Consider the following 11,691-nt stretch of genomic DNA (forward strand, 5'->3'; position numbering starts at 1 on the left):
GCCTGGCGGGCCGCCTCGAACAGCCGGTCCCGCATACCGGGTCCCGAATCCGGTCCCCGACCGGCATCGATACGTTCCACCAGCGGAGACGGCGCCTCTTCGACGACCTTCTGGTGCCGGCGCTGGATCGAGCACTCACGTTCGCCGACGGCCCAGATGGTGCCGTGTGTATCGGCCATCACCTGGACCTCGATATGGCGGCCGGTCTCGAGATAGCGCTCGCAGAAGACGGTGGGGTCGCCGAACGCCGATTCGGCCTCCCGGCGGGCGCCTTCCAGCTGCCCGGGGAGTTCGGCAAGGTCGCGCACCACCCGCATACCGCGGCCGCCACCACCGGCGGAAGCCTTGATCAGCACCGGGAGCTGGGTTTCGGTGACCTCCGCCGGGTCGAGTTCGGCCAGCACCGGCACTCCGGCGGCGTCCATCATCTTTTTGGCCGCGACCTTGGACCCCATCTCCTCGATGGCGGCGGCGGGCGGCCCGATCCAGACCAGTCCGGCCCCTTCCACCGCGCGCGCGAACTCCGCGTTCTCGGAGAGGAACCCGTAGCCGGGATGGACGGCGTCCGCACCGGTGGCCTGGGCGGCCGCGATGATGAGGTCGGCGCGCAGGTAGGTCTGCGCCGGTGTGTTCCCGGGCAGCCGGACCGCGGCGTCGGCCTCGGCGACATGCGGAGAGTCGGCGTCGGCGTCGGAATAGACCGCCACCGTACCCACGCCCATCCGGCGGCAGGAGGCGAAGATCCGGCGGGCGATCTCACCGCGATTGGCGACCAGGACGCTGGTGATCAGCTGCTGCGAATTCGACACGACCGGCCTCACATTCGGAAGACGCCGAAGGATTCGGCGCCCTGGACAGGTGCAGTGTGGATGGCCGAGAGGGCCATACCGAGCACTGTGCGGGTATCGCGCGGGTCGATGACCCCGTCGTCGTAGAGCCGCCCGGACATGAACATGGCCAGCGATTCGGCCTCGATCTGCGCTTCCACCAGGGCACGCATCCCGGCGTCGGCCTCTTCGTCGAACGCCTGCCCGCGGGCCTCGGCGGCGGCGCGGCCGACGATGGAGATCACCCCCGCCAGTTGCGCCCCGCCCATGACCGCGGATTTGGCACTGGGCCAGGCGAAGACGAAGCGGGGGTCGTAGGCGCGGCCGCACATGCCGTAGTGACCGGCGCCGTAGGAGGCGCCCATGAGTACGGAGATGTGCGGGACCTTGGAATTGGAGACGGCGTTGATCATCTGGGCGCCGTGTTTGATGATGCCCTTCTGCTCGTATTCCCTGCCGACCATGTAGCCGGTGGTGTTGTGCAGGAACAGCAGCGGGGTGTTGGTCTTGTTGGCCAGCTGGATGAACTGGGTGGCCTTCTGCGATTCCTCGGAGAACAGCACCCCGCGCGCGTTGGCGAGGATGCCGACCGGATACCCGTGCAGTTCGGCCCAGCCGGTGACCAGGCTGGACCCGTAGCGGGGTTTGAACTCGTCGAAATCGGAGCCGTCGACGATCCGGGCGATCACCTCGCGGGGATCGAACGGAATCTTCAGGTCCGGCGGGACGATCCCCAGGAGTTCGTCCGGGTCGTACAGCGGTTCGAGCACCGAGGCGCGCGCCACCGGTCCCTTTTTCTCCCAGTTCAGCCGTTTGACTATGCGCCGGCCGATGCGGATGGCGTCCTGTTCGTCGAGCGCGTAGTAATCGGCCAGGCCCGAGACCCGGGCGTGCATATCGGCGCCGCCCAGGGATTCGTCGTCCGATTCCTCACCGGTGGCCATCTTCACCAGCGGCGGACCACCCAGGAACACCTTGGAGCGTTCCTTGATCATCACCACGTGATCGGACATACCGGGGATGTAGGCGCCGCCCGCGGTGGAGTTGCCGAAGACCAGGGCGATGGTAGGAATTCCGGCCGCCGACGCCTGGGTGAGGTCGCGGAACATCCGGCCGCCGGGGACGAAGACCTCTTTCTGCGTGGGCAGATCGGCGCCGCCGGATTCCACCAGCGAGATCACCGGGAGCCGGTTCTCCCGGATGATGTCGTTGACCCGCAACGTCTTGCGCAGCGTCCACGGGTTGGAGGTGCCGCCGCGCACGGTGGGGTCGGGGGCGACGATCATGCATTCCACGCCCTCCACCACGCCGATCCCGGCGACGGTGCTGGCGCCCACCTGGAATTCGCTGCCCCAGGCGGCGAGCGGGCACAGTTCGAGGAACGGGGAATCCTCGTCGATGAGCAGTTCGATACGTTCGCGGGCGGTCAGTTTGCCGCGTTTGCGGTGGCGGGCGAGTTTCTCGGGACCGCCGCCCGCGATGACCTTCTCGAATTCCGCCTCGACCTCGGCGAGTTTGGCGGTCATGGCCGCGGCCGCCGCGGTGTAGTCGGCACTCGTGGTGTCGAGGGCGCTGCGCAGTGTGGTCATGACTGGTATCCCAATCGTTTCGCGGCCAGGCCGGTGAGGATTTCGGTGGTGCCGCCGCCGATCCCCAGGATCCGCATATCGCGGTACTGGCGTTCCACCTCGGATTCGCGCATATAGCCGAGACCGCCGAAGAGTTGTACGGCCTGGTTCGCCACCCATTCGCCGGATTCGACGGCGGTGTTCTTGGCGAAGCAGACCTCGGCGATCAGATCGGTCTCACCGGCCGCGGCGCGAGCGGCGACGTCCCGGGTGTAGACGCGGGCGATATCGACCCGGCGGGCCATCTCGGTGACGGTGTTCTGCACGGCTTGCCTGCTGATCAGCGGGCGGCCGAAGGTTTCCCGGTCGCGCACCCAGTCAAGGGTCAGGTCCAGGCAGCGCTGGGCGCTCGAATACGCCTGCACGGCGAGCCCGACCCGTTCACTGACGAATGCCGCGGCGATCTGCAGGAAACCGGAATTCTCCGGCCCCACCAGGTTCGACACCGGAACCCGGACGTCCTGGTAGAACAGTTCCGCGGTATCGGAAGCGCGCCAGCCCATCTTGTCCAGTTTGCGGCCCACCGTGAAACCGGGGGTGCCCTTCTCGACCACCAGCAGCGAAACACCCGAAGCCCCCGGGCCGCCGGTGCGGACGGCCGTCACCACGAAATCGGCGCGGCAGCCGGAGGTGATGTAGGTCTTGGCACCGTTGACGATGTAGTGGTCGCCGTCGCGGCGGGCCGAGGTGGTCAGATGTCCCACATCGGAGCCGCCGCCGGGTTCGGTGATCGCCAGCGAGCCGATCTTGTCACCGGCCAAGGTCGGCAGAACCCAGCGGTCGAGTTGTGCGGGATCGCCCGCGGCGATGAGGTGCGGCACCGCGATACCGCAGGTGAACAGCGAGGCGAACACGCCACCCGAGACCCCGGCGTAGTGCAGTTCCTCGCACACGACGGCACCGTCGATCCCGTCACCGCCCGCACCGCCCGCGGCTTCCGGGAACTGGATCCCGAGCAGGCCGAGTTCGCCTGCCTTCTTGTGCAGCTCCCGCGGAATCTCCCCGTCGCGTTCCCAATCATCCTGGTAGGGCAGGATCTCGCGCTCGGCGAAAGCGCGCACGGTGGCGCGGAGTTCGCGGCGCTCGGCGGTGTTCCAGACAGTACTCACGGCAGCAGCTCCAACGGTATGTCGAGATGACGGGACCGCAGCCATTCGCCGAGTCCCTTGGCCTGCGGATCGAATCGTGCCTGGTAGGCCACGCCTTCGCCGAGCAGACCGGAGATGAGGAAGTTGAGCGCCCGCAGATTCGGCAGCACATGCCGGGTGATCTCCAGCGGGGCGGTTTCGGGCAGTAGTTCGCGTAGCCGCTCGACGGTAAGTGTGTGCGCCAGCCAGCGCCACTGGTCCTCGGTGCGCACCCAGACGCCGATATTCGCGTCACCGCCCTTGTCACCGCTGCGCGCCAGCGCGATCTCGCCCAGCGGCACCCGTTTCGTGGGTGTGGGCGCAAGCGGTGCGGGGAGTTCGGGTTCCGGGACGTCGGTCAGTTCGCGGGTCTCCGACGAGGCCCCCACCAGGACCTTGCCTCCGGTCGGCCGGTGGGCGGTATGTGCGACCTCGGCGGCGTCGACGAACCCCGGCCGGTAGACGCCGTAGGGCGAACCGTTGCCGGGCGGGGCGGTGAAACTGCAGCCCGGATAGCTGGCCAGCGCGAGTTCGACCGCCACGCTGGAGAACGCGCGACCCACCTTGTTCGGATCGGGGTCGCGGACCACACAGCGCAGCAGGGCGCTGGCCTGCTCCTCGGTATCGGCGTCGGGGCGGTCCAGCCGGGCCAGGGTCCAGTCCAGTTCGGCCGGACGTTCGGGCAACCAGGACTCCAGCTGCCGCCGCGCCAGCTCGGCTTTCGCTTCGATATCGAGGCCCGTGAGGATGAATTCCATTTCGTTGCGGAATCCACCGAGAGTGTTCAGCGAAACCTTCAGCGTCGGCGGCGGCGGTTCCCCCACGACGCCGCGGATCGACACCCGGTCCGGGCCGTCGGCGGCGAGTTCGACCGTATCGAGCCGGGCGGTGACATCGGGCCCGGCGTAGCGCGCGCCCTGGATCTCGTACATGAGCTGGGCCGCGACGGTGTCCACGGTGACCGCGCCGCCCGTGCCCGCGTGTTTGGTGATGACGCTGCTACCGTCCGCGCGGATCTCCGCCAGTGGGAATCCGGGGCGGCCGAGGTCGGGGAGTTCGCGGAAGAACGCGAAGTTGCCGCCGGTGGCCTGGGTACCGCATTCGATCACATGACCGGCCACCACCGCGCCGGCCAGCCGGTCGTAATCGGTGCGTTGCCAACCGAAGTGGGCGGCGGCCGGACCCACCACCACCGACGCGTCGGTGACCCGGCCGGTGACCACCACATCCGAGCCCGCAGCCAGGCATTCGGCGATACCCCAGGCCCCGAGATAGGCGTTGGCGGTGAGCGGGGAGCCGAGGCCGAGTTCGGCGGTGCGGCCGGTGAGATCGTCGCCGTCCACATAACCGACCCGGACCTCCAGGCCGAGCCGATCCGCCAGCTCGCCCACCTTCGCCGCCAGCGCGGCCGGATTCAGGCCACCGGCATTGGTCACGATCTGCACATTGCGTTCCAGCGCGAGGCCGAGGCATTCCTCGAGCTGGCGCAGGAAGGTCTTGGCATAGCCGAGGCCGGCATCCTTCATCCGGTCGCGGCCCAGGATCAGCATGGTGAGTTCGGCGAGATAGTCACCGGTCAGCACATCGAGCTGCCCGCCCTCGAGCATTTCGCGCATCGCGCCGAACCGGTCGCCGTAGAACCCGGAACAGTTGCCGATCCGAATCAGGCCGGGATCGGCCGCCAGACCACCCATCAGCGGTTTCGCCTCCTACCGCGGCACCGGGCGGGGTCGCCGATAGGCGCCCGTGGCTGTCCGCGTACCGCCCCAGCATCACAGGCGGTGGGTAAAAAATCAAGCACGCGTGCTTGTTAATATTCCGGACTCCGGACCTGGCCCCGAGCAGCGCCGATGGCGGTTCTCGGGAGATTCGGTGCGCCCTCGGTGGTGACACGGCGGCAGACCGCGAGCGCACCCGATCGGACCTTCACCACGACCACAGCGGCGCACCCCGGTGAGCAGGTACAGCTGGACGCCACCCCGCTGGAGGTGATGGCGGTGATGGACGATGGCGTGATCGGCCGCGCCCGAGCCGGCGATATCGCCACGCACACCATCTGCGCTGGAGTGCTGCGGCCGGTCGGGGCGAAAGCGGTCGATGCGGCGTTGCTGCCGACGCGGTCCACGGGCCCGGAGCCGATGCGGCCGGGCCGGGATCAAGCCCGTACCGCTCTGTTCGGAGCAGCGCAGACGTGAGTCAGCGCTGGAGTATTCGCTCGTGGTCGGCGGGTTCATCGGCGGCGGGGGCACGCCACAACCCGGCGATAGTGGTCGAAATCCCCGGCACGACGAGACCGGCGATCCCAACTGTCACAGCAACCCGAACGCCGAGGAGCATGGCGAGAACGCCCCCTAGAGCAGCGCCGATCGGCGCGCCGACAGCGGCGGTCCATCGCACGGAGGCACTGAGTCGCGCCAAGAGTTCCGGCGGAGTTATCGACTGCCTGAGCGTCCTTTGAAGGACGTTGTAGGAAACCAGGCACAGAGAAACCAGGGCGGTACTCGCCGTTACCAGGACGACCCGGGGGAACCCACCGACCGGGATCAGTGCGATCAGGTACGCCGGGCAGAAGCTCCACGACAGGAGCACGATTGTCCGCGAGTCGCCGATGCGTCTGCCCAGAAACAGTGCAACCGGACCGCCGAGGAGCCCCCCGACCGCCCCGATACCACCGACCGTGCCCACTACGCCCGGACTCCACCCGAGTTCGTCGAGCAGGTACAGCAGCCACAGGGCAGAGATGAAGGCCAAGAAGAAATTCGCCGACATGTTGGACAGAGCGAGGCCGCGCAGTATCCGGTCCTTGCCGACGAAGCGCAGGCCTTCGACCACCAAGCGGTGGACGTTCGCACGGTGCAACCGTTCGGGCACTTCCTCAGCCGTCCGGCAGACGAGAACCACCCCTATCAGCACACAGATCATCGCGACCCCGGCAAGGATCGTGGCCGTGCCACCCGCGACGAGAAATATCCAGCTACCGATCACCGGTGCAGCAACTTGCGCGAAGGCGTCGGATACACCGAATTTCGCATTGGCGGACCGCAGTCCCGTCCTGTTCGAGAGCAATGGAGCCACGGCCTGGAATGCGACACCGTTGACGGTCCGAGCCGCTTCGCTCAGGAAGACCGTCGCGACCAGGATCCAGATCGAGCTTCCCAGCAGCGTGCCGAGCCCGATTGCGGCACACCAGATAGCCACTTCGACGGTGTTCGACCACAGCATGGAGCGCCATCGGCCCAGCCTTTCGACGTATGCCCCCGCATGGAGCGTGAACAGCACCCGGGGCAAAAGCGACGCAACGGTTATCGCCGCCATTTCCGCTGGTCCGGCATCGAGTGCTGCCACCGCTATCAACCCGACACAGAAAGGGAGCAAACCGGCGCCCAACGCGCCCAGCGTCTGACCGACCCAGAAGGTGTTCAAACGCGCCAGTGGGTCGCTCGACTCTCGAAGCTGTGATCGGACGACTGCGGTTCCATTCGGACCTACTTCCCCTCCCGTGGACAGCGGCGTCAAGTGCGCGCTGATCTCTCTCATCGGGTTTGACGCCGCACACCAGCGATCGGTTCCATCAGGATCGGGAAGGAGTTACACGCTGGACGTCCCCCGAGTACACGGAACCGAGACCGATTCGGGAGAACTGCGCCGGTCCGGATGCCCGGGAACGCGGCGGGCCACCATCGCAAGTCGAGCACGAATACTGGCGCACCCCACAGCCGAGACCACGGCACGCGCGCCACACCGAGCCCCAACCGATACCGAGACCAGGCACAATAGGGCTCTGTGTCCACCGATGTCGCTGTAGTTCTGCTGTTCACCCTCGCCGGATTTCTCATCGGCGGCGCATACACCACCTGGAAGACCGCCCGGCCGCTCGCGGTCGCGCTGGGGGTCTGCGCCGTGCTCGCGGCACTGGGCGCGGTGCTCTGGCTGCTCTGACACCGGAGACGACGCCGGCACCGAACGCTCAACCGACCCGACCGCACCACCTGTGACCACTCACCACGGGAACCGGCGGCCGGACATGTTTCCGAAGCGCCGTCGGGGTCAACACTCAGGGCACGGCGCGTTGCGCGACAGGCGGGACCTCGCGGTGAACCAGAGCCCGGGAATGCGACCGGGTTCCACCGGGCACCTCCCCCTGGCACCGCCGGAACACGCGTCGGCCCTGCCCCTCTGCGCCGGGCACGGCCGGCGCGCTTTCCCGTACGGAACAGCGGCCCGGTTCCGATGGAGACGTTGCGGGGCCGCCCGCTACAGCCAGCCCATCCGCTCCGCGGCCCGTACCGCCTCGGCGCGCGTACTGGTCGAGGTCTTGCCGATGGCGGCGGACAGATGGTTGCGCACCGTCCCTTCGGACAGATGGAGGCGCTGCGCGATAACCGCCGCGGTGGTTCCCTCCGCCGCGGCGGCGAGAACTTCACGTTCCCGTGGTGTCAGCGGCGAGGTGCCCGCGGTCAAGGTCTCGGTGGCCAGCGCCGGGTCCACCACCCGCAGCCCCAGGTGAACCCGCCGGACGGCATCGGCCAACTCCCGGGCCGGGGTGTCCTTGACCACGAACCCGCCCGCCCCCGCATCGATCGCCCGGCGCAGGTAGCCGGGCCTGCCGAAGGTCGTCACCATGAGTATCCGCACCCCGGGATGCTTCGCGTGCAACTCGGCGGCCACGGCGATACCGTCGGCTCCCGGCATCTCGACATCGAGCAACACCACATCCGGGTTCGTCCGCGCGACCGCGTCGAGCACCTCGTCCCCGCGACCCACTTCGGCGACCACTTCGAGGTCGGATTCCAGCCCGAGCAGCGCCGCGAGCGCGCCCCGCACCAGCGCCTGATCGTCGGCCAGTAGCAGCCGGATCACGACCGGACCGCCCCGCGCGATACGGAGGTACGGCGGCGGGGCGCTGCGGGACCGAGAGTCCTCGTCGTCGCGCCGGTCGGGCCCCGGGTCACGAAACCCGCCCACGACCACTCATCCGGGAACGGTGACGACAACACGTACTCCTCCTCCTGCCGGCTCCGCCAAGGTCAGCACGGCGCCCGCCGCCGCGGCCCGCTCCCGCAGTCCGGTCAGTCCGGATCCGACCGCGGCCGCGCCGAGTCCACGTCCGTCGTCGGTGACCGTGATACCGGTCGGCGTCACGGTGACGACGCAGTGGCGGGCGCCGCTGTGGCGCACCACATTCGTCACCGCCTCACGCAACACCCAGCCGAACAGTTCGTGATCGCCCGCCGGCAGTTCTTCCGGATCGGGTAGTCCGGCTGCGATACCGGCGGCTTCCAGCGCACTGCGCGCATTGGCGAGTTCCCAGCGCAGCGTCACCTCGCGCAGCCCGCCGACCGTATCGCGCACCCCGGCCAGGGCGTCGCGCGCGAGGTGTTCGATATCGGCCAGTTCGGACCTGGCCCGGTCGATATCGATATCGAGCAGCCGCTGCGCGAGTTCGGTCTTCACGGTGATGACAGTGAGCGAATGGCCCAGGATGTCGTGCACGTCGCGGGCCACCCGGTTGCGTTCGGCCGCCATGGCCAGCTCCGCCTGCTGACGGCGGGCCAGCTCGGTCAGCCGCGCACCGTGCAGGCCGAGCTGCCGCAGCGTCCAGATGACCACGGGCAGGAAGCCGAAGTACCACGGCACACCGGACAACCCCGGAACGACCAGCACGGACAGCAGGATTCCGACCATCAGCGCACCGCATACCCACCCGGACGCGCGGGCGGGCAGCCGGAAGACGGCGATGATCCCGATGTACACGGTGCACGGCACGGCGGGGGTGCCGAGCAGCACCACGAGCACTGTCGCGCAGACGACCATGGCCGCGAGGACCGGCCACACCCGGCGGTCCGCGGGGGCGGAGAAGAGCGGATCGCGGCGGCGGGGTTCCCGCAGCCCGGCCAGCGACCACACGATCAGGGCCGCGTACCCGGCCAGGGCCGCGGTGGCCACCAGCGCGGCCGGTTGATCCTGCTGCCGCCAGCTCTGCAGGACCGGTGTCACCAGGTACACGAGCCAGACCACCGCCAGCAGGGCACCGAACCAACCGCGGCCACCGCCCTCGGTCGCGAACACACCGGTACGGGCCAGACGGTCCAGAGGCCCGGCCACTCGGGCGCTCGGCGACGGGGCCGCGGAAAACCTCATGCGCTGCCTCGAAACAGCTGGTGGGCACCGCCCCCGGCGCGGAGCCGAGGGCCGCCGCGGCGATCGATCACGAGGACCGACCGTACCGAAGGCCGCCGTCTCCACGACGGCGGCACCGGCATGTCGGAGCAGGTCACCGGGTCAGCGCGCGGTGTCACGGCGGAACATCAGCGCCGCGCCGCCCACGAACAAGACGGTCCAGACGGTGATGTTCACTATGGCCGGGACGAGCGAAGAGCCGCCGGTTTCCCCGAACGGCATCCGCACCACGGTCGCCACGCCGTTGGTGGGCAGCACCGCCGAAACGGTGCCGAACCAGCCGTGCAGCGGAATGAACAGCCCGCCGCCGAACGACAGCGCCGCCAGCGCCGGACCGAGCAACTGCATCACGTTCTCCGAGGGCAGCAGGTAGCCGACGAACAGACCGAATGCCGCGAAGACCAGCGAGCAGACCCAGGCCAGCAGGAAACAGAGCACCCAGGCGGTCACCGTGAGCCGGGCACCCGCCATCGCGCCGACCGCGAAGACCACCGCCACCGATATCAGTCCCAGCACCATCGCCACGACGGCTTTGGTGGCGATATAGGTGACCGGGCGCAGCGGGGTCAGCCGCAACTGGCGGCTCCAGCCCTGCGCGCGTTCGATCGCCACCATCGCCCCGCCGCTGGTCGTCGCCACCATGGCGCCGTAGACGGCCAGCGACACCATGACATAACCGGTCATGTTCCCGGACCCGAAGGACTGCTCCCGGAAATCGGATTGCAGCCCGAAGATGGCGAAGAACACCGGCGGCATGATCAGGGTGACGAGCAGGGTGCGCCGATTACGCAGGAGACGCAGCAGTTCCATTCGCAGGAAACCGAGCCGGAACCCGCCGGGAGAGCGGCGTTCGACAGGGGACGTGGGCGGGGCGACAGTGGTCATCTCAGTTCTCTCCGGTGGTGAGGGCGAGGAACGCCGATTCGAGGTTGCGCGAGGTGATCTGGATATCCGATGCCGCGGTCTCGGTGAGCAGGAAGCGGGCCAGCAGGTCGGAATCCCTGGTGTGCACCGTGATCCGCTCGCCGGCCAGTTCGACATCGTCGACACCGGGGACGGCCAGCAGCCGGGCGGGGTCGGCGCCGGGCAGGGTGGCGGCGACTGTACGACCCGCGGCCAGATTCTTGATCTCGGCGGCGGAACCGTCGGCGACCACCCGCCCCGCCCGCACCAGCACGATGCGGTCGGCATAGGTGTCGGCCTCCTCGAGGTAATGGGTCGCGAAGACGACCGTCCGGCCCCGCCGGGAATCCTCGCGCATCGCGCGCCAGAACTCCCGGCGCCCTTCCACATCCATCCCGGTGGTCGGTTCGTCCAGCACGATGAGATCGGGATCGGGCAGCAGTGCCAGTGCAAAGCGCAGCCGCTGCTGCTGGCCGCCGGAGCATTTACCCACCCGGCGTCCGGCGATATCGGTCAAACCGGCGCGTTCGAGCACTTCACCGACCGGCCGCGGCCGGGTGTGCAGGCTCGCCACCAGCCGTACGGTTTCGGCCACGGTCAGATCGGGCAGCAGCCCACCGGATTGCAGTACCGCCGCGATACGGCCGGCCGCCACGGCCCGCGCCGGAGACACTCCGAAAACCCGCGCCGTCCCGGCATCCGGAACCGCCAGACCGAGCACCATATCCAGGGTGGTGGTCTTACCCGCGCCGTTAGGACCGAGGAAGGCCACGATCTCCCCGGGCGTGATCACCAGGTCCAGTCCGTCGACGGCGCGGATCTCACTGCCGTCCGGGCTACGGAAACTCTTGCGCAGACCGTGGAGTTCGAGCGCCGCCCGCTCCGGGACCGAGGCGCCGGCCGCAGCCGGCGCCGCGGTCGTCACTGTCGATTTAATGAACCAACCGGCGCCCCAACCGGGGGGCGAGACCCCAACCGACTGTAACCCAACGCCGATCGGGAGAGGGGCGGGGAGGGGAAGAGTGT

The 11,691-nt window shown here is 68.7% G+C and carries 11 protein-coding genes; 2 read left to right on the plus strand and 9 right to left on the minus strand.

Annotated elements, in window-relative coordinates; all coding sequences use genetic code 11:
- The 4 genes from ACLML9_RS24225 to ACLML9_RS24240 form a co-directional block, all read right to left on the minus strand.
- Positions 1 to 791 (minus strand): biotin carboxylase N-terminal domain-containing protein (locus ACLML9_RS24225; protein ID WP_411947688.1); only part of this gene is annotated, 791 nt, incomplete at its 3' end.
- Positions 792 to 817: 26 nt separating this feature from the next.
- A complete protein-coding gene (locus tag ACLML9_RS24230; RefSeq protein WP_411947679.1) occupies positions 818 to 2,416 on the minus strand; it encodes an acyl-CoA carboxylase subunit beta in 1,599 nt (532 codons plus the stop codon).
- On the minus strand, positions 2,413 to 3,564 hold the full coding sequence (locus ACLML9_RS24235) for an acyl-CoA dehydrogenase family protein (RefSeq protein ID WP_411947680.1): 1,152 nt from the start codon (positions 3,562 to 3,564) through the stop codon (positions 2,413 to 2,415). Before ACLML9_RS24235 ends, ACLML9_RS24230 begins: the two co-directional genes overlap by 4 nt.
- A complete protein-coding gene (locus ACLML9_RS24240; RefSeq protein WP_411947681.1) occupies positions 3,561 to 5,276 on the minus strand; it encodes an acyclic terpene utilization AtuA family protein in 1,716 nt (571 codons plus the stop codon). The genes ACLML9_RS24235 and ACLML9_RS24240 overlap by 4 nt, the downstream gene beginning before the upstream one ends.
- 156 nt (positions 5,277 to 5,432) lie before the next feature.
- On the opposite strand from ACLML9_RS24240, the gene ACLML9_RS24245 reads away from it, so the two are divergent.
- Positions 5,433 to 5,777, plus strand: coding sequence for a hypothetical protein (locus ACLML9_RS24245; protein WP_411947682.1), 345 nt, complete (start codon positions 5,433 to 5,435; stop codon positions 5,775 to 5,777).
- A 1-nt stretch (position 5,778) separates the two neighbouring features.
- Here the strand turns inward: ACLML9_RS24245 and ACLML9_RS24250 are convergent, their stop codons facing one another.
- Complete coding sequence (locus tag ACLML9_RS24250; RefSeq protein ID WP_411947683.1) at positions 5,779 to 7,005, minus strand: MFS transporter; 1,227 nt, start codon at positions 7,003 to 7,005, stop codon at positions 5,779 to 5,781.
- 360 nt (positions 7,006 to 7,365) lie between these two features.
- Here ACLML9_RS24250 and ACLML9_RS24255 point away from each other — a divergent pair, with 360 nt between their 5' ends.
- Positions 7,366 to 7,521: a hypothetical protein gene (locus tag ACLML9_RS24255; RefSeq protein WP_411947684.1), complete on the plus strand. Its 156-nt coding sequence runs from the start codon at positions 7,366 to 7,368 to the stop codon at positions 7,519 to 7,521.
- A gap of 315 nt (positions 7,522 to 7,836) precedes the next feature.
- On the opposite strand, the gene ACLML9_RS24260 is transcribed toward ACLML9_RS24255, so the two are convergent.
- The 4 genes from ACLML9_RS24260 to ACLML9_RS24275 form a co-directional block, all read right to left on the minus strand.
- Positions 7,837 to 8,442: a response regulator gene (locus ACLML9_RS24260; RefSeq protein ID WP_411947689.1), complete on the minus strand. Its 606-nt coding sequence runs from the start codon at positions 8,440 to 8,442 to the stop codon at positions 7,837 to 7,839.
- 111 nt (positions 8,443 to 8,553) lie between these two features.
- On the minus strand, positions 8,554 to 9,687 hold the full coding sequence (locus ACLML9_RS24265) for a sensor histidine kinase (protein ID WP_411947685.1): 1,134 nt from the start codon (positions 9,685 to 9,687) through the stop codon (positions 8,554 to 8,556).
- A gap of 177 nt (positions 9,688 to 9,864) precedes the next feature.
- Positions 9,865 to 10,647 carry an ABC transporter permease gene (locus ACLML9_RS24270; RefSeq protein ID WP_411947686.1) on the minus strand — a complete coding sequence of 261 codons (783 nt, stop codon included), beginning with the start codon at positions 10,645 to 10,647 and terminating at the stop codon, positions 9,865 to 9,867.
- A 1-nt stretch (position 10,648) separates the two neighbouring features.
- Entirely contained in the window at positions 10,649 to 11,590 is a 942-nt protein-coding gene (locus ACLML9_RS24275) for an ABC transporter ATP-binding protein (protein WP_411947687.1), read from the minus strand.
- Between the last annotated feature and the right edge of the window lie 101 nt (positions 11,591 to 11,691).

The sequence above is a fragment of the Nocardia sp. NPDC002869 genome, from assembly GCF_046764065.1.
GTDB lineage: Bacteria > Actinomycetota > Actinomycetes > Mycobacteriales > Mycobacteriaceae > Nocardia > Nocardia rhamnosiphila.